The organism is Evtepia gabavorous (assembly GCF_003425665.1).
Classification (GTDB): domain Bacteria; phylum Bacillota; class Clostridia; order Oscillospirales; family Oscillospiraceae; genus Evtepia; species Evtepia gabavorous.
Map to the genome: position 1 here is coordinate 1 of NZ_QQRQ01000018.1, position 18,759 is coordinate 18,759.

Annotated in this window: 22 protein-coding genes, 5 tRNA genes, 2 rRNA genes and 1 other annotated feature; of the genes, 20 read left to right on the forward strand and 9 right to left on the reverse strand. The window is 56.3% G+C overall.

Annotation, left to right across the window (positions count from 1 at the left end):
• Nucleotides 1–177: ribosomal RNA gene (locus tag DV520_RS09395) — 23S ribosomal RNA — on the forward strand; the annotation flags it as partial.
• A 106-nt stretch (nt 178–283) separates the two neighbouring features.
• Nucleotides 284–399: ribosomal RNA gene (gene rrf / locus DV520_RS09400) — 5S ribosomal RNA — on the forward strand.
• A gap of 91 nt (nt 400–490) precedes the next feature.
• Here rrf and DV520_RS09405 read toward each other — a convergent pair.
• Nucleotides 491–1,150, reverse strand: a complete 660-nt coding sequence (locus tag DV520_RS09405; RefSeq protein ID WP_117142555.1) for an SGNH/GDSL hydrolase family protein — start codon at nt 1,148–1,150, stop codon at nt 491–493.
• 190 nt (nt 1,151–1,340) lie between these two features.
• Nucleotides 1,341–1,985: an SGNH/GDSL hydrolase family protein gene (locus DV520_RS09410; RefSeq protein ID WP_117142556.1), complete on the reverse strand. Its 645-nt coding sequence runs from the start codon at nt 1,983–1,985 to the stop codon at nt 1,341–1,343.
• Nucleotides 1,986–2,229: 244 nt separating this feature from the next.
• Here DV520_RS09410 and rsxC point away from each other — a divergent pair, with 244 nt between their 5' ends.
• From rsxC to DV520_RS09440, 6 genes are read left to right on the forward strand one after another with little or no spacing between them, the layout of a single operon-like run.
• Nucleotides 2,230–3,549, forward strand: coding sequence for an electron transport complex subunit RsxC (rsxC, locus tag DV520_RS09415; protein WP_021918737.1), 1,320 nt, complete (start codon nt 2,230–2,232; stop codon nt 3,547–3,549).
• Between the two features lie 12 nt (nt 3,550–3,561).
• The gene (locus DV520_RS09420) at nt 3,562–4,617 is read left to right on the forward strand and encodes an RnfABCDGE type electron transport complex subunit D (protein WP_021918736.1); all 1,056 of its coding nucleotides are present in this window, start codon (nt 3,562–3,564) and stop codon (nt 4,615–4,617) included.
• Nucleotides 4,614–5,180: an RnfABCDGE type electron transport complex subunit G gene (locus DV520_RS09425; protein WP_021918735.1), complete on the forward strand. Its 567-nt coding sequence runs from the start codon at nt 4,614–4,616 to the stop codon at nt 5,178–5,180. The genes DV520_RS09420 and DV520_RS09425 overlap by 4 nt, the downstream gene beginning before the upstream one ends.
• 15 nt (nt 5,181–5,195) lie before the next feature.
• A complete protein-coding gene (gene rsxE / locus DV520_RS09430; RefSeq protein WP_021918734.1) occupies nt 5,196–5,831 on the forward strand; it encodes an electron transport complex subunit RsxE in 636 nt (211 codons plus the stop codon).
• Nucleotides 5,831–6,418 (forward strand): electron transport complex protein RnfA, encoded by a 588-nt coding sequence (locus DV520_RS09435; RefSeq protein ID WP_021918733.1) that lies wholly within the window; start codon nt 5,831–5,833, stop codon nt 6,416–6,418. The genes rsxE and DV520_RS09435 overlap by 1 nt, the downstream gene beginning before the upstream one ends.
• A 19-nt stretch (nt 6,419–6,437) precedes the next feature.
• Nucleotides 6,438–7,412 carry an RnfABCDGE type electron transport complex subunit B gene (locus DV520_RS09440; RefSeq protein WP_117142557.1) on the forward strand — a complete coding sequence of 325 codons (975 nt, stop codon included), beginning with the start codon at nt 6,438–6,440 and terminating at the stop codon, nt 7,410–7,412.
• A 111-nt stretch (nt 7,413–7,523) separates the two neighbouring features.
• On the opposite strand, the gene DV520_RS09445 is transcribed toward DV520_RS09440, so the two are convergent.
• Nucleotides 7,524–7,709, reverse strand: coding sequence for a DUF1540 domain-containing protein (locus DV520_RS09445; RefSeq protein ID WP_021918731.1), 186 nt, complete (start codon nt 7,707–7,709; stop codon nt 7,524–7,526).
• A gap of 112 nt (nt 7,710–7,821) precedes the next feature.
• Between DV520_RS09445 and DV520_RS09450 the strand changes: the two genes are divergently transcribed.
• Nucleotides 7,822–8,034: a hypothetical protein gene (locus DV520_RS09450; protein WP_021918730.1), complete on the forward strand. Its 213-nt coding sequence runs from the start codon at nt 7,822–7,824 to the stop codon at nt 8,032–8,034.
• Nucleotides 8,035–8,061: 27 nt separating this feature from the next.
• On the opposite strand, the gene DV520_RS09455 is transcribed toward DV520_RS09450, so the two are convergent.
• Nucleotides 8,062–8,619: a putative ABC transporter permease gene (locus DV520_RS09455; protein WP_021918729.1), complete on the reverse strand. Its 558-nt coding sequence runs from the start codon at nt 8,617–8,619 to the stop codon at nt 8,062–8,064.
• Nucleotides 8,620–8,768: 149 nt separating this feature from the next.
• On the opposite strand from DV520_RS09455, the gene DV520_RS09460 reads away from it, so the two are divergent.
• The 7 genes from DV520_RS09460 (at nt 8,769) to DV520_RS09490 (ending at nt 11,795) form a co-directional block, all read left to right on the forward strand.
• Nucleotides 8,769–8,842: transfer RNA gene (locus DV520_RS09460), tRNA-Gly, on the forward strand.
• A 103-nt stretch (nt 8,843–8,945) separates the two neighbouring features.
• Nucleotides 8,946–9,022, forward strand: a tRNA-Arg gene (locus DV520_RS09465).
• A 32-nt stretch (nt 9,023–9,054) separates the two neighbouring features.
• Nucleotides 9,055–9,131: transfer RNA gene (locus DV520_RS09470), tRNA-His, on the forward strand.
• 65 nt (nt 9,132–9,196) lie between these two features.
• Nucleotides 9,197–9,271, forward strand: a tRNA-Gln gene (locus tag DV520_RS09475).
• A gap of 7 nt (nt 9,272–9,278) precedes the next feature.
• Nucleotides 9,279–9,354: transfer RNA gene (locus tag DV520_RS09480), tRNA-Lys, on the forward strand.
• A 384-nt stretch (nt 9,355–9,738) separates the two neighbouring features.
• Nucleotides 9,739–10,830: an S-layer homology domain-containing protein gene (locus DV520_RS09485; RefSeq protein ID WP_117142558.1), complete on the forward strand. Its 1,092-nt coding sequence runs from the start codon at nt 9,739–9,741 to the stop codon at nt 10,828–10,830.
• A gap of 164 nt (nt 10,831–10,994) precedes the next feature.
• A complete protein-coding gene (locus DV520_RS09490; RefSeq protein WP_133308852.1) occupies nt 10,995–11,795 on the forward strand; it encodes a hypothetical protein in 801 nt (266 codons plus the stop codon).
• A 187-nt stretch (nt 11,796–11,982) separates the two neighbouring features.
• Here the strand turns inward: DV520_RS09490 and DV520_RS09495 are convergent, their stop codons facing one another.
• Nucleotides 11,983–12,858 (reverse strand): LysR family transcriptional regulator, encoded by an 876-nt coding sequence (locus DV520_RS09495; RefSeq protein WP_117142560.1) that lies wholly within the window; start codon nt 12,856–12,858, stop codon nt 11,983–11,985.
• Nucleotides 12,859–13,062: 204 nt separating this feature from the next.
• Here DV520_RS09495 and DV520_RS09500 point away from each other — a divergent pair, with 204 nt between their 5' ends.
• A complete protein-coding gene (locus DV520_RS09500; protein WP_021920110.1) occupies nt 13,063–13,251 on the forward strand; it encodes a hypothetical protein in 189 nt (62 codons plus the stop codon).
• A gap of 148 nt (nt 13,252–13,399) precedes the next feature.
• On the opposite strand, the gene DV520_RS09505 is transcribed toward DV520_RS09500, so the two are convergent.
• Nucleotides 13,400–13,819: a YjdF family protein gene (locus DV520_RS09505; protein ID WP_117142561.1), complete on the reverse strand. Its 420-nt coding sequence runs from the start codon at nt 13,817–13,819 to the stop codon at nt 13,400–13,402.
• A 279-nt stretch (nt 13,820–14,098) separates the two neighbouring features.
• Nucleotides 14,099–14,346: a binding site (T-box leader), on the forward strand.
• 101 nt (nt 14,347–14,447) lie between these two features.
• Between DV520_RS09505 and DV520_RS09510 the strand changes: the two genes are divergently transcribed.
• Genes DV520_RS09510 through DV520_RS09520 form a run of 3 tightly spaced genes read left to right on the forward strand, consistent with a single transcriptional unit; the run spans nt 14,448 to nt 17,187 of the window.
• Entirely contained in the window at nt 14,448–15,458 is a 1,011-nt protein-coding gene (locus DV520_RS09510; RefSeq protein ID WP_117142562.1) for an ABC transporter substrate-binding protein, read from the forward strand.
• 33 nt (nt 15,459–15,491) lie between these two features.
• The gene (locus DV520_RS09515; protein ID WP_021920114.1) at nt 15,492–16,430 is read left to right on the forward strand and encodes an ABC transporter permease; all 939 of its coding nucleotides are present in this window, start codon (nt 15,492–15,494) and stop codon (nt 16,428–16,430) included.
• Nucleotides 16,423–17,187 carry an ABC transporter ATP-binding protein gene (locus DV520_RS09520; protein ID WP_021920115.1) on the forward strand — a complete coding sequence of 255 codons (765 nt, stop codon included), beginning with the start codon at nt 16,423–16,425 and terminating at the stop codon, nt 17,185–17,187. Before DV520_RS09515 ends, DV520_RS09520 begins: the two co-directional genes overlap by 8 nt.
• A gap of 114 nt (nt 17,188–17,301) precedes the next feature.
• Here the strand turns inward: DV520_RS09520 and rplT are convergent, their stop codons facing one another.
• From rplT to infC, 3 genes are read right to left on the reverse strand one after another with little or no spacing between them, the layout of a single operon-like run.
• On the reverse strand, nt 17,302–17,658 hold the full coding sequence (rplT, locus tag DV520_RS09525) for a 50S ribosomal protein L20 (protein WP_021920116.1): 357 nt from the start codon (nt 17,656–17,658) through the stop codon (nt 17,302–17,304).
• Nucleotides 17,659–17,692: 34 nt separating this feature from the next.
• Nucleotides 17,693–17,896, reverse strand: a complete 204-nt coding sequence (rpmI, locus tag DV520_RS09530) for a 50S ribosomal protein L35 (protein WP_021920117.1) — start codon at nt 17,894–17,896, stop codon at nt 17,693–17,695.
• 24 nt (nt 17,897–17,920) lie between these two features.
• A complete protein-coding gene (gene infC, locus DV520_RS09535; protein ID WP_329989648.1) occupies nt 17,921–18,403 on the reverse strand; it encodes a translation initiation factor IF-3 in 483 nt (160 codons plus the stop codon).
• Nucleotides 18,404–18,759: the final 356 nt, after the last annotated feature.

Sequence of the window (18,759 nt, forward strand, 5' to 3'; positions counted from 1 at the left end):
GCTAAGTGCGGACGAGATAAACGCTGAAAGCATCTAAGCGTGAAACTTTCCCTAAGATAAGATCTCTCATCCTTCGAGGAGTAAGGCACGATAGAGACTATGTCGTAGATAGGCCGGAGGTGGAAGTGCAGTAATGTATGGAGCTGACCGGTACTAATCAGCCGAGGGCTTGACCTGAGTCTCAGGTTAAGAGTAAGAAGTGCAGGCGCTTGCTTGGTGGTATGGCGGTTACTTTGTTCGGTTTTGAGGGTGTGGATATTGCCACAGCTTCACAAAAGAGCAAGTTGGTGTTGATTGCAGTGAGGGTCCACCCGTTCCCATCCCGAACACGGAAGTTAAGCTCACTTGCGCCGAAGATACTTGTTTGGAGACGAACCGGGAAAATAGGTAACGCCAACATAGGAAACAGGACAGTCGGTAGGCTGTCCTGTTTTTTTGTTGTGATTGGAACAAAAGAAAACCTCCCTTCAAAAGGGAGGCTTTACAATGATTAAGGCATCTGCTGTTTGATTAAATCCACCCAAGCGTCGGCAAAGGTGACCATTCCCGCTTTGTTGGGGTGCAGGCCATTGACCGTTTCATAGGTGACACCATGGGCGGCTAAGTCCACCAGATGGGCATGCTCCGCTTTGACACAGGTGCGGATGACCGTATTGTAGGCATCGATGTTTTGGAAATGTTCCGGCTCAATATAGTAGGGCCGGCCGGAAGAGGGCGCTTGCCCCATACAAAGGGTACCGGCCCAGATCTCAGCCCCGGGATGGAAGCGATGAATCTTTTGTAGCATATCCGTGTAGTCCCGCTGGAAAGCATCCAGAGGAATGTCATTGGCCACGTCATTGATGCCGGTGTAGATCAGAATCATATCAGGGCTGTCCTCTTCCGTGGCCAGATTGCGAATCCGCCCCGGCAGCATCGCGGCATAGTGGCCGAGGTAGCTTACATAGGACCCGGAAAAGGAGTTGTTGCAAAGAACGCTGCCCCCTAACTTTTTGATGGCCTGCATCCACCAGGTGCCCTCCGCAGAGTCAAAGCCTGAGTAGGAGACATAGCTGGGAGAATAGAAGCTGCCGAGCCTGGGGGTATATCCCTCAAAGGTGCTGATGCCATCTCCTAAGATCGAGATCTTGGGCGCAGTTGCTTGAGACATGGAAAGTCCTCCTTTATGATAGAATCCGAAGATAGGCTGAACTGATCCTACCAAAATTTCAGCAAAATAGATGTTGCGGCGGCATCATTTTTAGAATGAATTGACCGTACAAATTACATTATAGCACAGAGAAAGGGTCAGCGCAAAGAAAAGTGGAAAAAAGAGTACAAAATTAAAAAAAGTTTCTGTCCTATGAGGAAGCTTCCATTCCTTGGAGCCAGAGCCTGGCCAGCTGTGCCATGCCAGTTCCATTGGGATGGAATGCGTCCAGGGCATCGTAGCGGGAATGCATAGCGGCCAAGTCCACCAGCTGACAATCTGCCTGCGCCACGGCAGAGCGGATGGCCTGGTTGTAGGGGGCCAAACGCTGCACAAGACAGGAGAGGGAGCCCTGAGTCCCTGGAACGGCACCCAAAATCAATGTGCCGCAGCTGATCTGTGCGTGGGGATAGGTTTGCCGAAGACGGGAGAGCAGCTGCTGGTATTCCCGGAGGAACCCTTCTGGCGGCACATAAAAATTGGCGTCGTTGAGCCCGGCATAGAGAAGGATGTGGTCTGGCGTGACGCCATCGACGGTAAGCTGTGCAATTCGACGCGGGGGAAATCCGCCCATGGTGCCCGCAGTGGAGATGGTATTGCCGGAGATGGAGAGATTGGAAAGAAGCCTTCCCTGGAGGGCACGGATCACCTGCATCCACCAGGTATCTTCCACTGTATGTACACCTGTGGCAGCGCCCAGATCCGGGGAGTAATGGGCAGCGCCCCAGGGAGAGTATCCTTGAAAGGTACTGATTGAATCCCCTAAGACAGAGAAATTTTTTTGTGTTCTGGCCATGGGTGTCCGCCTCCTGACGACAAAATTCCGAGTTCAGTATACCAGGAACGGAGGAAAAAGAAAATAGGAAAAAACCCGAAAAGAAATTTTAGAGAATTTTGAATTCTGGAACAAATTTGTTTGGAAAAGCACTGGACAATTGGAGGCGTTGGCTTTATTATATATAGTGTTTTAGTCTCGCTGCGGACTGAGGCAATTTTTTGGGGAAAAAGAGAATTTGGCAAGGAAAAACAGAGGTGATGCTATGAAGCAAATGTTTTACGGCGGCGTCCACCCCGCCGAGCACAAGGAAGCTACTGAGCAGAAACCGATCCAACCGCTGGCCAATGCCCCGGCGCAAGTCGTGATCCCGATGTCTATGCACATCGGCGCACCTTGCAAGCCCGTGGTGCAGAAAGGCGACACGGTGACGGTTGGTCAGATGATCGGTGCTACGGCGGGTCTCGGCGCACCCATCCACGCCAGTGTTTCTGGCACGGTTGTGGCGGTTGAACCCCGTCCCGGTACCGGCGGTGTGCCTACGCTTTCTGTCGTGATCGAAAATGACTTCCAAAACACCCTTAGCCCGGACTGCAAGCCCCGCGAAAACGCAGATGCACTGACCTCCCAGGAGATCATTGACATCATCCGTGACGCGGGCTGTACCGGTATGGGCGGCGCGGGTTTCCCCACCCACGTCAAAATCAGCTCCGCAGTTGGCAAAGCAGACACCATTATTATCAATGGTGCTGAATGCGAACCTTACATTACCGCAGACCATCGTCTGATGCTGGAGCATGGCGAGAAAATTATCGGCGGCGTTCGGTTCATCATGAAGGCCCTTCAGCTGGACCACGCGTACATCGGCATCGAAGACAACAAGATGGACGCGGTGAACCATTTGAAGGAGCTGGTGGGCGGCGCCAAGGACATTACCGTTCAGGCTCTGCGCACGCGATATCCCCAAGGCGCTGAGAAACAGCTGATTCAGGCCATCACCGGCCGTGAGGTGCCCCCCGGCAAGCTGCCCGCAGATGTGGGATGCTGCGTCTTCAACGCGGCGACCACGGCGGCCATCTATGACGCTGTGGCACTGGGCTTGCCGGTCTATCAGCGGGTGATCACCATCACTGGCAGCGCCGTGAAGAACCCTGTCAACCTGTTGGCGCCTGTGGGCACCCCCTTCTCTCACCTGATTGAGGAGGCCGGCGGCTTTAACGGGACCCCCGCCCGGGTGATCTCCGGCGGCCCGATGATGGGCTTTGCCCAGTATGATCTGTCCGTCACCATGGGGAAGGCCAGCAACTGCGTGCTCTGCCTGAGCAAGGAGGATCTGCCCGCCACCAGCGAGAATCCCACCTGCATCCGCTGCGCACGCTGCGTCAATGTCTGCCCCATGCACCTGACGCCCCTCTTCATGAACATGTTCGCCAAAGCCCGCCGCTGGAGCGAGGTGGAGGAGTACCGGATCATGGACTGTATGGAGTGTGGCTGCTGTCAGTACATCTGCCCGGCCAGAATTCCTCTGGTGCAGCAGTTCCGTACCGCAAAGTTTGCCATCCGCCAGCAGGCGGCCAAAAAGTAAGGAGGGGATAGCATGGAAGAGTATAAACTGAGCGTAGCTTCCTCGCCGCACGCATCGTCTCCTGTTGGAACCAAGAATCTGATGCGGGATGTTCTGATCGCCCTGATCCCCGCGATGGCGATGGGCATCTATGTGTTTGGACCACGCGCACTGACCACCACCCTGGTGTCGGTGATTTTTTGTGAAATCTTTGAGTGGGGATACTGCAAGCTGATGCACAAGCCCAATCCCTGCGGCGATCTGTCAGCGGCCATCACGGGTGTGCTGCTGGTGTTTGTATGTCCGGTCACGCTGCCCTATTGGACCATCATCATTGGCGACTTCTTTGCCATCGTGGTTGTCAAGCAGCTCTTCGGCGGCCTGGGCACCAACTTCCTGAACCCCGCGCTGGCTGGCCGTGCATTCCTGATGCTGTGCTATCCTGTGCCCATGACCACCTGGGTGCTGCCCGGCAAAGAGAACTGGGCTTCCGTCCTCTCTGCCACAGACGCGGTTACCGGTGCAACCCCCCTGGCCGTGGACTACATGAAGGGCGGCATCGTTCCCGAGGCCTCTGTGCTGGATATGTTCATCGGGAACATCGGCGGCTGCGTGGGTGAGGTTTCCGCCATCGCACTGCTCATCGGCGGAATCTACTTGATCGCCAAGGGCGTGATCCGGATTCGGATTCCCGCCGCGTACATCATCACGGTGGCTGTTCTGACCCTGGTGTTCTCCCGGGCGCCCGAAGGCGTCAACGTCTTCTCCTGGATGCTCCGTGAGATTTTTGCCGGCGGTCTGTTCCTGGGCGCCTTCTTCATGGCGACCGACTATGTGACCAGCCCCAACACCCCCAAGGGCGAGGTGATCTTCGGCATCGGCGCAGGCCTGCTGGTGGTTTTCATCCGTTACTTTGGCGGGTATCCCGAAGGCGTTTGCTACTCCATCCTCATTATGAACATCTGCGTCTGGCTCATTGACAAGGCCACCCTGCCCAAGCGGTTTGGCGTCACGGCGGAGATGCGCAAGGCGGAGAAGGAGAAGGCAAAGGCCGCCAAGAAAGCTGCAAAGGAGGGCGCGGAAGCATGAGCACTGCGAAGAAAGAACCCGGATTGGCTATGCTGGTGATTGTTTTGGCCCTCATCTGTCTGGTGGTTGCGGCTTTGCTGGGCTTGGTCAACCAGGTTACGGCACCTGCCATCGCGGCCAACACAGAGAAGACCATCCAGGACTCCCTGAAGGTGGTCCTTCCCGCGGATAGCTATGAAAAAGTAGAGTATGATGGCGGGGATATTACCCTGGATACTGGCACGGTGGTTCCCGTCCTGGCCGTCTATCAGGCCGGTGAAGAGGGCTATGTGGTGGAGACCAACTCCCCCAATGGCTTTGGCGGCGCCATTGACATGATGGCGGGCATCAATTCCGCCGGCGAGGTAACCGGTCTGGCGATCATCACCCACGCGGAGACGTCGGGCTTGGGCTCCAAGGCGACGGACCCCGAGTGGCAGGCACAGTTTGCAGGCGCCACGGACATTGTGAGTGTCACCAAGGATGGCGGTACCATTGAGGCCATCACTGGTTCGACCATTACCTCCCGCGCAGTTTGCGACGGCGTCAACGCCGCCCGTGCTGTTGTGGAAGCACTGGGTTAAGGAGGGACCGAGACAATGAATGTAAAGAAACAATTTTTTGACGGCCTCATTAACCAGAACCCGTCCCTGGTGCAGCTGCTGGGCATGTGCCCCCTGCTGGCCATCACCACTTCGATGTTCAACGGTCTGGGTATGGGCTTGGCCGTTACCATCATTTTGACTTGTTCCAATGTGGTTATCTCCGCCCTGCGGAAGATCATCCCCAACAAGGTCCGTATTGCCTGCTACATCGTGGTGATCGCCGGCTTCGTGACCATGGTTGACCTGCTGCTCAAGGGATTTGTCCCCGCGTTGTCCGAGAGCCTGGGCCTGTTCATCCCCCTGATCGTGGTGAACTGCATCATCCTGGGCCGTGCGGAGGGCTTTGCTTCCAAGAACAGCATTGGGGCCTCCGCTCTGGACGGCATTTTCCAGGGCTTTGGCAACATGATCTCCCTGACCATCATGAGTATCATCCGTGAGTTCCTGGGCGCCGGAACCTTTGGTGGCGGTATCCTCAACGGCGGCGCAGGCTATCAGATCCTTCCTGAGGATGTGGTGGCACTGGGTATGATCCTCCCTGTGGGCGGCTTCCTGACCCTGGGTGTGGTCATTGCTACCGTGCAGTACTTTATGAGCAAGCCCAAGAAGAATAAGGAGGTGGCGAAGTAATGGAAAGTATCACCAGCCTGCTTTCAATCGCCTTGGGCGCGGTTTTGGTTAACAACTTCGTCCTGTCCCAGTTCCTGGGCATCTGCCCCTTTATGGGCGTGTCCAAGAAGGTTGAAACCGCTCTGGGCATGGGCATGGCAGTTATCTTCGTAATGGGTGTGGCCTCCGCTGTGAACTGGCCCATCAACGAGTTTTTGAACAGCAAGGGTCTGGGCTTTATGCAGACCGTGACCTTTATCTTGGTCATCGCCTCTCTGGTGCAGTTTGTGGAAATGTTCCTGCAAAAGGCAATGCCCTCCTTGTATGAGGCCCTGGGCGTGTACCTGCCTTTGATTACCACCAACTGTGCCGTGCTGGGTGTGACCTTGCAGAACGCGCAAAAGTCCTATAACTTTGGTGAGAGCCTGACCTATGGTATTACCGGCGGCGTTGGTTTCCTGCTTGCCATTGTTCTGTTTGCCAGTGTGCGTGAGCGCATGGAGTTTGCCAAGTGTCCCAAGTGTTTTGAAGGCTTCCCCATCGCTCTGGTGGCGGCCAGCTTGATCTCTCTGGCCTTCATGGGCTTCTCTGGCCTGAAAGTTTGGTAAGGGAGGCGAAGAGAGAATTATGAGTACTACCATTTTAGCCCCTATCGTATTATGCGTGCTGGGTATTATCTTTGGTATTATCCTGGCGGTTGCCTCCAAGGTCTTCGCCGTGGAGAAGGACCCCCGTGAGGAGGCCATTACAGAGTGTCTCCCCGGCGCCAACTGCGGCGGCTGCGGCTATCCCGGCTGCGGAGGCTATGCGAACGCTGTGGTGAAAGGGCTGGCTCCTGTGGATGCCTGTTCCCCCGGCGGCGCGGAAGTGGCCAAAAAGATCGGCGCCATCATGGGCGTGGAGGTGGAAGAGGGCGCGCGCAAGATTGCCCAGGTGATGTGCACCGGCGGCGGCCATGACAAGACCCGCTATGATTATGTGGGCCTGGAAAGCTGTCTGGCGATCTCCCGGGTGTCCTCCGGCCCGCTGCAGTGTTCCTATGGCTGCCTGGGCGGCGGAGACTGCGTGGAGGCCTGTAAGTTTGATGCCATCCATATTGTGGACAATGTGGCGAAGGTAGATTTCGACAAATGTGTCGCCTGCGGCGCCTGCGTGGATGCCTGCCCCCGGAACATTATCCGCATTGTGCCCCTCAACGCCAAGAAGTATACGGAGGTCCCCTGTGCCTCCCACGACAAGGGCCCTGTGGTCCGCCAGGCCTGCGACAACGGCTGTATTGGCTGTAAGATCTGCGTGAAGGCCTGCCCCAAGGAGGGCGCCATTGTGGTGGAGAACTTCCTGGCCAAGATCAACTATGACATCTGCATCGGCTGCGGCATGTGCTCCCGCGCCTGCCCCCGTCAGCTGATCACTGTGGACGGTGTTGTTCTGCCCCCGAAACCCAAGAAGCCCGCGGCACCCAAGCCCGCAGCGGCCCCCGCTGGAGAGGCCAAGGTGGAAGCGCCCAAGGCAGAGGCGGCCCCCAAAGCGGAAGCCCCTAAGGCGGACGCGGCCCCTGCTGCGGAAGCACCGAAGACAGAGGAGCCTCCCAAGGCGGAGTAAGGTGCTTGCGCAGTGTTGCGTGGAAGAAAAACGGAAAAACCCCGGGATGGAATCACTTCCATCCCGGGGTTTTCTGATTTGTTCGGATCACATGCGGTGGGTGTCAGGGAATCAGAAGCCGTTCTTCTGCTTGGACATCTCATAGGAAGCGCATTCCGTGCAGGCGCATTCCTTGGTGGTGGGGCCGCAGCAGCCCACCTGGATCGAGGACAGGGAACAGACGCTCTTGGCGCTGTTGTGGTGGGTGCAGCTGGAGACGGAGCATTTGATGCTGTTGTTGGCGTTCATGTTATTCATGGGATAACCCTCCTTTTTGAAGTCTGAGGATAGTATGTGCGAAAGAAAGCGGGGTTATACGTTGGGACCTTCCCGCCATTTTTCGCATAAGATGGATGGGAGGTGAGAGAACATGGATTTGCGGAACAACCAAATTACCGTCCGGGAGCTTCTGGCGGACCCCAAAGCCCGGCAGGTACTGGCCCGCCAGTTTCCCCAGGTCATTAACCGGCCCATTGTGGCAAAATCCGGTTCCATGACCCTGGACAAGGCGATGAAATTGGGGGCGGCCTACGTACCCAAAAGAGTCATTCAGGAGACCCTGGAGGAGCTCAGGCGGCTGTAACAGGAACGGGCCGGGAAAGCCCGGCCCTTACATAGATTCCTGTCCGGGGGAGACAGGACGGTCTCGCCGGTACCACAGCAGGCAATCTGTGCTCCCGGTTCGATGGAGAAGAAAGAGGGAGAGAAGGCCGTCCGCGGCGAACAGAAGAAAAAGAATTTGAGTCAGCCCAAGGGGTATCCGGGCCAGAAGAGGGGAGAACAGCGGCTGCAGCCCATAGACGGTCAACAGGGACAATGCCCCCCAGAAAAGCGTGTATAGGGGGCAGATCCGCCCAGAGAGATTGCCCGGCTGCTGGTCGTATTCCCAGAAACGGACCCCCACGCCCTTTTCGTAAAAAACGGCCACGACATATTCCACCAGTGTGGCCACCAGGGCGCCGGCCAAAAAGACCAGGAGAGGGCGGCGCAGCAGAAGCGCTGGCAGAGACAGCACCGCCAGAGCGCCCAGGCCGTAGACGGGGCAGAGAGGGAGAAACAGGAGACATTTGCGGTCCTGCTTGGGATGATGGCAGAGGCGGGTATACGCCACCTCAATCAAAAATCCCAAAAAGCTGTAAAGGAAGAAAGTGGAAAAGAACTGGTCCATAGCAACACCTCCTTTCTATCATGTCCTCCGCGCGGGTGGTTATCCCAAGGAAAAAAGAAAATTTTCCGAATCTACCTGAAAAAAGTGTTGACAAAACGCTTAAAATATGGTAGCCTATACAAGCTAACGGTTCCGGAATACGTACTTATGCGGGTGTAGTTCAATGGTAGAATCCCAGCCTTCCAAGCTGGTCGCGTGGGTTCGATTCCCATCACCCGCTCCATCTGCAAAGCTGACAGCGATAGGGTGTCGGCTTTGCAGATGGAACGATACGGGAACGGTGGAAGGAAGGGCCGTCAGGCTTTTCCGGGGGCAGCTTGTTATATGCGCCTGTAGCTCAGCTGGATAGAGCAACTGCCTTCTAAGCAGTGGGTCAGGGGTTCGAGTCCCTTCAGGCGTGCCATGTTTCCCTGTTACTGCTTAGGAAGCGATTTGGTGGGTGTAGCTCAGTTGGTTAGAGCACCGGATTGTGGTTCCGGGTGTCGAGGGTTCGAGTCCCTTTACCCACCCCAGATATCTCGGGAGAGAGCCGGAGCAGCGGTTCCGGCTCTCTTCTCATAGAGAGTGGATTCTATGATGGGGTGTCGCCAAGTGGTAAGGCACGGGACTTTGACTCCCGCATTCGCTGGTTCGAGTCCGGCCACCCCAGCCATCTTTTTGACCCGTTAGCTCAGTTGGCAGAGCACCTGCCTTTTAAGCAGGGTGTCCGGGGTTCGAATCCCCGACGGGTCACCAAGAAAACCCTTGAACCTTAAAGGTTCGAGGGTTTTTTAGTTTTATTTTCTTTCTATTTGTTAGTAACTTGATAATAACATCCCGTGTTTTCAACAGCTTGCAAAATATCATCCATATCTACGGTGGTTTAATTCTTTCTTGAGCGTTATTCGCATTGGTTCCGATCACGATAGTTAGAATCAGAAATGCCACCATGACCGGAAATATCCACTTCAAAAACGCCTGGAATGTTTTGCCATTTCAGACGTTTTTTTGTTGCACTTTTTGAAAAAACACGTCTTAAATAGGGAAGGTCCTTTGCAAGGAGCCGTTTCCTGGTGTAAAATTAAAAAAGGGAGTTTTGGAAGACTGTCCCTTGAATGAAAACAAAGGAGGAACAAGAGCATGTTAAAACGAGGATTCGCCTTTGCCCTGGCGCTGGTGATGCTGGTGTCGGTGGCCAGTGCCGTGGAGGCAGTGACGCCGGATGGGGACACGTATGAGGTCTCGGCCTGGGCACAGAAGGATGTGGCGGAAGCATGGAACGTGGGCTTGTATAAAGGGGGGGGATATGAGAACTATCGTATGCCTGCTGACAGGTCCTTGCTTGGACAGGTTGCGTCCCGGCTGGTGGCGCTGGCCTTCGGCGGGGACTATGATGCCTATACCGGGTATCGGGGGCTGCAGAGACAGATCAAGGATCAACCGTGGGGCAGCACGGTGGCGGAGGAATTGGGGCTGCTTCAGGGCCGTGAGGATGGAGACATGGACTACGACGCCGTCATTACCCGGCAGGAGGCCGCTGTGGTTTTGGCGCGGGCCTATCGGCTGTATTGCGATGAGGTCCATGATGACGCGGAGCCACTGTCCTATGCCGACAGCGGGATGATTGCGGACTGGGCAGAAGCCGACGTACAGCTTATGACCCACCTGGGCGTTATGAATGGTGTGGGGGAGAACAAGTTTAACCCCCAAGGCACGTGTACGATCGAGCAGTGCCTGGTTACAGTAGTTCGTCTGTATGAAAACACCTGTAAGGGCAAGCCTGTGGTCGAGAATGATTTCTTTGATCTGACCCCGCGGCAGGCTGCGATCTCTCAGGCCTATCGGCCGGTGCTCTATTGTGGCTCTGCGGAAAACGACAAGACCTTTGCAGTCGTTTACAATACATCGGGAGCATATATAGGTCCTACTCGCATGAAAGTCGTCGTAGTGGATGCCGCTGGGACATGCGCAGAATATCGGACTGTCATCAAAGAGTCTCATAACATCTTTTGGGGGGCCGGTGAGAATGGGCAGTCTGATGCTGCTGTCGACAAGATTTGGTTGTCGGAAGATGGCAGCAAGGTTTACTATCAGAGTACGCTGGAAGAAGATGTCTATCCCTATTATCCCGACGGGACCTATGGTGAGCTGTTGTTCGCCAAAGGGGTCTACACTGTGACGCTGGATGTGGCAAGCGGGAAACAGACCTATACGCGGGAGGACTTGCGCTAAATTTTCCTTCAGAGACCTGTTTTACAGGTCTCTGAATTATTTTTGGAAATGTTCGGAAAACACGTTTATTTTTGGGGAGGAATGGTATCTTTTTCAATCATCTAAGAAATAGAGGCCTCAATAATCTCTTAGAAATTCTTTAAGATTGGAACGGAAAAAACAATATGCCGATTGGAACTTACACTATGCTGAAGGGAACCAAGCCCGCTTTTGAAGAGAAGAGCAGCGCCAACTACTATGCCTATGGGCCCAGCGGCTCTGTGGCTACCTACAAGAAGATCTCCGGTCTGATCACGCTCCCGGATAAGGTTCGTCTGGTAGGCACCGGCAAGGGCCGGAACGCGTTTATCTCTCTTGGCGTTACTGCCAAGGGCGGCAAGAGAGGCATCGATATTGGCCTGAGAAACCGCGGACTGGGTTGCCAGAATGAGGAGTTGGATATTAACATTCCCTCCAAGGATACCGGCTATGGTTGGCATCCGTATTGCATCGAGTTGGATAAGACGATCGATGCTGGCTATTACTTTGATGGCCAGAAAAATATTCATAAGACGGATCAGGTCAGTCGAAATGATGCCTATTTTGCGCCTAACAATGCAAAACAGGCACGCTTTGAAATTGTGCCGAACACCAACGGGAGAAGTGTTCACTTCACTGTGACCTGGCTGGATGCAAACGGCACCCAAGTTGGCACTGTGTTCGACAGAGTAATCGATCTGGAGGGGACCTATCAGTGGGACAACTTCTGCCGCTTTGCCTCCTTGGTGACCCCGGAGAGAACGGCCACCATGACAGACAGCACCTACGTGGTAAACGGTGGGTTTGCGACCCTGAAGATCGGCAGCGCCAACTGGGGTATCACCACGTCCCAGGTCCCCCTGGCCTGGATCATGAACGAACCCAAGTGCAAGCTGAACAGCAAGTGGGCGGTGGGGGAGTCGTTCACCATCGACCATTGGGCATAAGCCAGCAACGCTGCCATTGATGCACCGAACAAAGGAGAGCCGCGAACCATCTCGCGGCTCTCCTTCCAAAAAGATTCGCAGGAAAAGGAAAATGCGTAAGTCCTTTGTTTGGACTTACGCATTTACGCCATGTAACACTTTTCTTTTAGCACAGAGAACGGAAAAAAGTCAAGGGAACAGACAAGGCTCAGCGCGTAACCCCCATGGTCTTTTTGGCGCGAACGAGAAACCGGCGGGCGGCGGGGGAGAGACTGTCCAGATCGGGCAGGGAGGCGCCCAGCTGCCGGTGGGCCCGGGGAACCAAGGGGCGGACGGTGACGCCCGGGTGGTCCTCATGGAGGTAGAGAGCGGGCATCACCGAGACGCCCAGCTCCAGCCGGACCATGGCCAGGATGGCCAGTTCATCCTTGGAGGTCCAACGGACGTTGGGGTGAACGCCCGCCTCCTGGATCACCCGGGAGATGTCGTAGTCATAGGCCCGGTCTTCCAGGATGAAGGGTTCGCTGGCCAGCTGGGCCAGGGAGAGCTCCTCACAGCCCGCCAGAGGGTGCCCGTCGGGGACCACCGCCCAGATTTCATCCTCCAGGAAGGGAATCCAGTGATTCTGGCTGTTCTCATGGTAGCTGCAAAAGGCCAGGTCCACCGAGCCCTCCCGCAGCCATTCATCCAGCTCCTCCTGCCCGCTCTCCCGGATGGAGACGGTGATGCCGGGGTAATGCTGGGCGAAGTCCCGGAGGATTTCCGGCAGCCAGAAACGGGAGATGGAGGGAAAGGTGGCCAGGGAGACGGTGCCCACGGCCAGGCCGCGGATATCGGCGGCCTCCTGCTCCAGCTGGCGGCTCTTTCGGTCCAGGTCCCGCAGCAGAGGGAGAATCCGCTGGCAGTCCTCGGTGGGACGGACGCCGGTACGGGAGCGGACCAGAAGGGGAAAACCCAGCTCTGTCTCCAGGGTCTTGATGACATAACTGAGTCCGGACTGGGTGTACCCCAGCTGTTCCGCCGCCCGTGTCAGGTTGCCCAGGTCAATGGCGGTGAGCAGGGCCACGCATTTGTTTTGGTCCATGGTGCCTCCTTTCCAGGCAGAGACAGGGGGGAACCATTTGGTTCCATTGGAAAATCCAATGATAAAGGTGGGTTTTCCTTGTTTTACAAAGGGAAGTGGGTTTAGTATAATGCAATTAGAAAGAGAAAGCAAGCAGACCGGCCGGAGAAACTTTCCTTTCTGATCGCTGCAAGCCTTTCATGGACCCAAGAAAGGAGCATTCCAATGAAAAGCAGAACATCTCATTTGATCCACCTGTTGGTTTGGCTGCTGGTTCTCACGGCCTATGTGGTTGTGCTGAACGGTCTGCCCCAGGCTCCCGGTCTTCTGCTCACCATCCCTGCGGGGTTGGGTGGGATTGCCGCGGCCCAGGAGTGGTCGGATTATCTGACCATGAAGAAACACGCGGCCTGAGTGTGCCTACCATCTCTCTTTTTCAATATTCGCTCGAAGCAAATGGGCTCGCCTTGGAACACCCCCTCTGTTCCCCGGCGGGCCCGTGCTCGTTTGGGGAGACGGCGGACCGCCCTGCGGAGTCTCAGACTCCGCAGGGCGGTCCGCTTCAATGGCCCCGGTGTTTTTCCCGGTGTTTCTCCCGGCGCAGGGCGGCCCGGCGGTGCTGGGCCTGGGTTCGCTTTTGACGGGCGGTCTCCTTCCGGGTCTGGACCCGCTGGGCGTGCTGCAGCTGCAGGGCCTGCTGGGCTTTGGTGCCGATGGCAGGGGTCTGGAGCTGTTTTCGGATCTCCCGCTGGAGCCGTTTGGGGTTGATCCGCGCCCGGGGCACGGTGCCGGCGGGAAGAGGCGGGGAGAACGTCAGGTCTTTCCAATGCCGCTGGAGAAAGGCATAGACCTCATAATCCTTGGGCTCTGCCCCAAAGGGAATCTTGCAGACCTGGTACAGGCCTTCCTCTTCCCGTTCGTAAAGCCCCACCCAGAAGGGAGCCTCGAAGGAGATGGTGAGGGTGGAAACTGCCGGTTTCATTTGGGTTCCTCCTTTTTGGGTTCCTATGGGGAAGGGACAACCAAGGAGGCAGGTTACTGACGGTCGAGCCGCTTCCGGACTACCAACCGGAACGTGTTTTTATCCCCACACAGGGATCATAGCAGGATTTCCACGCCGGTGCAAGCCCTTGGCGCACGTCGGGGACAGGGGGCTTCAGAGGCAGCGGAGAAAGAGACGGAAAAAAACGGCGGGGTTTTGTGGAAAAGAGAGGCTTGACGGCGCCGGAGGGAAGTGCTATGATACAGACAAGTTAAAAATTCCAAACCAGTGAATAAGAGTAGTACCTCTTTCTTTTGCCCTTCAGAGAGCTGCGGATGGTGAGAGCGCGGCGGGACGGGGAGGAGGGAATGGACTTATGAGGGCGGAGCGAACCCCCGGCAATGGGGTAGTAGTGGCCGACGGGGACCGCACCCGTTATCCGGGCGGCACGTATGATGGTACGTGAAAAGAGCGGGCGCAATGCGTCAATTTGGGTGGTACCGCAGGAATTCAGTCTTGTCCCATTTCGTTAGAACAAACGAATGGAACAGGGCTTTTTTTGTTGTCCCATGATTTGACAAAGAGACCCTCACCACCATCGAACTCAAATCAAAAGGAGAAGATCAACATGAAAAACCTGAAAAAACTGCTCTGCGGAGCCCTGTCCCTGACCATGATTCTGGCACTGGCCGCCTGTGGCAGTTCCTCTGGCGGAGACCACGACGACACAGGCGCGTCTGGCGGAGACGCCCCCATCATCGGCATCAGCCAGTACGGCCAGCATGGGTCCCTGGACAACTGCCGGGAAGGCTTCCTCCAGGGGCTGAAGGAGGCCGGACTGGAAGAGGGGAAGGACTACCAGATTGACTACCAGAACGCCAGCTTTGACGACAACATGGCCATTCAGATTGCCCAGGCTTTCTCCGCGGAGGATGCGGCTCTGATGGTGGGCATTGCCACCCCCTCCGCCACCGCCTGCTATGCCGCGGCGGAAGACAAGGACATTCCCGTGGTCTTCACCGCCATCACCGACCCTGTGGGGGCGAAGCTGGACAGCGGCAATATCACCGGCACCTCTGACGTGCTCCCGGTGGAGGGACAGCTGGAGCTCATCCGGGCACTCCAGCCGGAGGCCAAGACCATCGGCATTGTCTATACCACCAGCGAGGCCAACTCGGTGTATTCCGTCAAGGTCTATGAGGAGAAGGCGGCGGAGTATGGATTTACCATTGCGTCTGTGGGGGTCACGGCCCAGTCTGAGGTCACCCAGGCGGTGGATACCCTGATTGCAAAAGGGGTGGACTGCTTCTCCAACCTCACCGACAACAATGTGGTGGGGGTGCTGGGCTCCATTCTGGAAAAGACCAATGAGGCGGGCATTCCTGTGTACGGCTCTGAAATTGAGCAGATGAAGCTGGGGTGTGTGGCCGGTGCCGGCCTGGACTATGTCCAGCTGGGCATCCAGACGGGAAAGATGGCGGCAAAAATTCTCACCGGAGAGGCCACCTGCCAGGACCTGCCCTATGAGGTGATTGAGAACTACTCCCTGTATGTCAACAGCAACGCCCTGGCCCAGATGGGCATCACCCTGCCGGATGACCTGGCCCAGGAGGCGGAAGAGGTGGGCGCGACCGCCTGAGTTTGAGGACCCCAACCAAAGGAGGAGGACCGTATGTCGGACTTGATTGTCTCCACGCTGACCCAGGGCCTGATCTATGCCCTGCTGTCTTACGGCGTGTATATTACCTATTCTGTGCTGGACTTTCCAGACCTGACGGTGGACAGCAGCTTCCCTCTGGGGGCGGCGGTGACGGCCATCCTCCTGCTGGGCGGGGTGGACCCCTGGCTCACCCTGCTGTGCGCGGCGGGAGCCGGCGCCCTGGCCGGGCTGTGCACGGGCCTGATCCACGTGCGTCTGGGGGTTCGGGACCTGCTGGCCGGCATCATCACCATGACCGCGCTGTCCTCGGTGAACCTGCTCATTGCCGGTTCCAATGTGACTGTGGAGCGGGCGGTGGATACCATTTTTACCTCCGCGCCGGTGATGGCGCTGCTGGGAGACCTGACCTTGTCGGCCCGGAAGCTCATTGTGGCCCTGGTGCTGGCGGTGGTGGTGAAGCTCTTGCTGGACCTCTACTTCCGCACCAAGTCCGGGCTGCTGCTCCGAGCGGTGGGGGACAATGGGACCCTGGTGACCACCCTGGCCCAGAATAAGGGCAACATGAAAGTGCTGGGCGTGGTCATTGCCAACGCCCTGGTGGCCCTCTGCGGCGGGGTTCTGTGCCAGGAGCAGCGCAGCTATTCCGCGGTCATGGGCATTGGGCAGGTGGTTTTTGGCTTGGCTACCGTCATCATTGGAATTTCTCTCATCCGCTTTTTCACCCGGTCCAAGGTCTCCCAGAGCCTGCGGAAGGTCAGGGGCCTGCGGTTCCTGGCCACCCCCCAGGGGACCACAGCGGTGCTGCTGGGGAGCATTCTATATAAGTTCTGCATTCAAATTGCCATCAACGCGGGCCTGCCGGCCAACATGCTGAAGTTTATCACCGCCGCCCTCTTCCTGTTGGTGCTGGTGATCGCGGGGCGCAAAGGGGAGGAGATCATCCATGCTTGAGCTGCGGGATATGACCAAAATCTACAATGCGGGAACGGTGACGGAGCTGACCCTGTTTGACCGGTTCAATCTCACGGTGGAGGACGGCCAGTTTGTCTCTATCGTGGGCAGCAATGGTTCTGGAAAGACCTCTCTGCTGAATATCCTCTGCGGGTCCATCCCACTGGACGGGGGAGACGTGCTGGTGAATGGAAAAAGCATCCGAAAGCAGAAGGATTTCCAGCGGTACGCCACCATTGGCCGGGTGTATCAGAACCCCTCCCTGGGCACCTGTCCCAATTTGACCATGCTGGAGAACCTCTCTCTGGCGGACAACAAGGGGAAACGATTTGGCCTGGGGTTTGGGGTGAACAAGAAGCGGATTGATGCGTATCGGGCAGAACTGGCGGCCCTGGGGCTGGGCCTGGAGGATAAACTGGACGTGAAAATGGGGGCCCTCTCCGGCGGCCAGCGCCAGGCAGTGGCCCTGCTGATGGCCACCATGACCCCCCTGAACTTTCTAATCCTGGATGAACACACCGCGGCGCTGGACCCCAAGACTGCGGAGACCATTATGGAGCTCACCGGCAAAGTGGTCCGGGAGAAGGGTCTGACGGCCATGATGGTCACCCACAACCTTCGCTACGCGGTGGAGTACGGAGACCGCCTGCTGATGCTGGACCATGGGACCATTGTGCTGGATCGGGCGGGAAAGGAAAAGGAGGCTACCTCCACCGAGGAGCTGCTCCAGGTGTTTAACCGGTACAGCATCCTTTGACACAGAGGCCTCCATATAGAACCGACGAAAAAAGTACAGCCCTCCTTTCTGGAGGGCTGTACTTTTTGATAAAAACACGGCCCGGGTCACCCGGGCCGTGAATGAATGGAGTATTTATGCCAGCTTTGCCTTGGACAGCTCGGTGAGCGCGGTGAAGGCGGCCTTGTCGTTGACGGCCATCTCTGCCAGCATCTTCCGGTTGATCTCCACGCCGGCCAGCTTCAGGCCGTGCATGAAGTTGGAGTAATTCATGCCGTTCATTTTGCAGGCGGCACTGATCCGGGTGATCCACAGCTGGCGGAAGTTGCGCTTCTTCTGCTTGCGGCCCACATAGGCGTAGGTCAGGGACTTCATGACCTGCTCGTTGGCCATCTTGAAGTGCTTGGACTTGGCGCCCCAGTAGCCCTTTGCCATTTTCAGGATCTTATTTCTTCTCTTGCGCGTCATCATCGCGCCTTTCACTCTTGCCATGGTATGTTAGCCTCCTATGTCTTGTGGTAAAAAATTATTTATACAGGATCATGCGCTTGATGGCGGCCTCATTGGTTCTGTCCGCATAAGCGCCGGCGCGGAGGCCGCGTTTCCGTTTGGTGGTTTTCTTGTTCAGGATATGGCGTTTATTGGCGTGTGCGCGCTTGACCTTGCCGTTTTTGGTCAGGTTAAAACGCTTCTTGGCGCCGCTGTGGGTTTTAATTTTGATTTTAGGCATGGCGGAAAACTCCTTTGTAAGATTTTACTTTTTGGTCTCTTTGTTCTGCCGGCAGGACAGGAACATGGTCATGTGACGTCCATCCAGCTTGGGCTCCTTGTCCATGGTCGCCACCTCGGCGCAGTCGGCTGCGAATTTTTCCAGCAGACGCTTTCCGATGTCGGTATGGGCCATTTCCCGGCCACGGAAGCGAACAGCAACCTTGACCCGGTTGCCATCGGCCAGGAAGCGCTGGGCGTTGCGGACCTTGACATTGAAATCATTGACGTCGATTCCCGGGGACATACGCACTTCTTTGATCTCAACAATCCGCTGGTTTTTCTTTGCCTCCTTGTCCCGCTTGGTCTGCTCAAAGCGATACTTTCCGTAGTCCATGAGCTTGCAGACGGGGGGGACGGCGTTGGGAGAAATCTTCACCAGGTCCAGGTCGGCGTCGCCGGCCTTGGCCATGGCCTCGGCCAGGGGCATGATACCGAGCTGTTCACCCTGGGCGGAGATCAGGCGCACTTCCTTGTCGTGAATTTCCTCGTTGATTTGATGAGCCGTGTGAGCTATGATAGACGCACCTCCAATTCTGAAATAGGAACATAAAAAATGGATACCTTTCGAAAGGTATCCGCACGACAGGCAAACCAACGCCCCCTCCATGGGAGCGATGACGTTACCTTATAAACCTCTGTCGCCCAAGCGCAGAGGTGAGGCAGGCGGAACCTTCCTACTTTATTGTACAGAGGGTAGTATACCATTCTCAACGTGGAATGTCAACCGAAACTTGAGAGAACCTGGAGAAAAAGAAATCACCCGAAACCCAGGCAAAAAAGACGGTGGGATTCGGGCGGATTCGCGGGATTTTTACAGGCATT

Coding starts and splice junctions, on each gene's coding strand:
- DV520_RS09405 (WP_117142555.1), bottom strand. CDS start 1,150: ATGTCTCAAGCAACTGCGCCCAAGATCTCGATCTTAGGAGATGGCATC.
- DV520_RS09410 (WP_117142556.1), bottom strand. CDS start 1,985: ATGGCCAGAACACAAAAAAATTTCTCTGTCTTAGGGGATTCAATCAGT.
- rsxC (WP_021918737.1), top strand. CDS start 2,230: ATGAAGCAAATGTTTTACGGCGGCGTCCACCCCGCCGAGCACAAGGAA.
- DV520_RS09420 (WP_021918736.1), top strand. CDS start 3,562: ATGGAAGAGTATAAACTGAGCGTAGCTTCCTCGCCGCACGCATCGTCT.
- DV520_RS09425 (WP_021918735.1), top strand. CDS start 4,614: ATGAGCACTGCGAAGAAAGAACCCGGATTGGCTATGCTGGTGATTGTT.
- rsxE (WP_021918734.1), top strand. CDS start 5,196: ATGAATGTAAAGAAACAATTTTTTGACGGCCTCATTAACCAGAACCCG.
- DV520_RS09435 (WP_021918733.1), top strand. CDS start 5,831: ATGGAAAGTATCACCAGCCTGCTTTCAATCGCCTTGGGCGCGGTTTTG.
- DV520_RS09440 (WP_117142557.1), top strand. CDS start 6,438: ATGAGTACTACCATTTTAGCCCCTATCGTATTATGCGTGCTGGGTATT.
- DV520_RS09445 (WP_021918731.1), bottom strand. CDS start 7,709: ATGAATAACATGAACGCCAACAACAGCATCAAATGCTCCGTCTCCAGC.
- DV520_RS09450 (WP_021918730.1), top strand. CDS start 7,822: ATGGATTTGCGGAACAACCAAATTACCGTCCGGGAGCTTCTGGCGGAC.
- DV520_RS09455 (WP_021918729.1), bottom strand. CDS start 8,619: ATGGACCAGTTCTTTTCCACTTTCTTCCTTTACAGCTTTTTGGGATTT.
- DV520_RS09485 (WP_117142558.1), top strand. CDS start 9,739: ATGTTAAAACGAGGATTCGCCTTTGCCCTGGCGCTGGTGATGCTGGTG.
- DV520_RS09490 (WP_133308852.1), top strand. CDS start 10,995: ATGCCGATTGGAACTTACACTATGCTGAAGGGAACCAAGCCCGCTTTT.
- DV520_RS09495 (WP_117142560.1), bottom strand. CDS start 12,858: ATGGACCAAAACAAATGCGTGGCCCTGCTCACCGCCATTGACCTGGGC.
- DV520_RS09500 (WP_021920110.1), top strand. CDS start 13,063: ATGAAAAGCAGAACATCTCATTTGATCCACCTGTTGGTTTGGCTGCTG.
- DV520_RS09505 (WP_117142561.1), bottom strand. CDS start 13,819: ATGAAACCGGCAGTTTCCACCCTCACCATCTCCTTCGAGGCTCCCTTC.
- DV520_RS09510 (WP_117142562.1), top strand. CDS start 14,448: ATGAAAAACCTGAAAAAACTGCTCTGCGGAGCCCTGTCCCTGACCATG.
- DV520_RS09515 (WP_021920114.1), top strand. CDS start 15,492: ATGTCGGACTTGATTGTCTCCACGCTGACCCAGGGCCTGATCTATGCC.
- DV520_RS09520 (WP_021920115.1), top strand. CDS start 16,423: ATGCTTGAGCTGCGGGATATGACCAAAATCTACAATGCGGGAACGGTG.
- rplT (WP_021920116.1), bottom strand. CDS start 17,658: ATGGCAAGAGTGAAAGGCGCGATGATGACGCGCAAGAGAAGAAATAAG.
- rpmI (WP_021920117.1), bottom strand. CDS start 17,896: ATGCCTAAAATCAAAATTAAAACCCACAGCGGCGCCAAGAAGCGTTTT.